This window comes from Virgibacillus sp. 7505 (genome assembly GCF_002272135.1).
Classification (GTDB): domain Bacteria; phylum Bacillota; class Bacilli; order Bacillales; family Amphibacillaceae; genus Terribacillus.
In genome coordinates, this window is the sequence record NZ_NPBF01000491.1 from 1 (window position 1) to 209 (window position 209).

Genomic DNA, 209 nt, shown 5'->3' on the forward strand with positions numbered 1-209 from the left:
TCGCTGGAGACTGGCAATAGCGGGAACAATTATCAATGTTATTCGTGCCAACTACAGCTCTGGCCAATTTTTGCATCAAATACGATTCTTCGTTCGTGCATTTGGATGAAGAAATAAAGGCGAGTGAATCAGGTCCGTTCTGATCGATCGCTTCCTTAAATTTACGAGCAATAACGTCGAGCGCCTCTTCCCAATTCGTTTCTCTGAAT

Annotated in this window: 1 protein-coding gene; it reads right to left on the bottom strand. The window is 43.5% G+C overall.

What is annotated here, in order from left to right; translation table 11 throughout:
- Positions 1–209, bottom strand: a 209-nt coding sequence (locus tag CHH91_RS19925; protein WP_141234295.1) for a molybdopterin-dependent oxidoreductase, incomplete at both ends; no start/stop codon positions are given.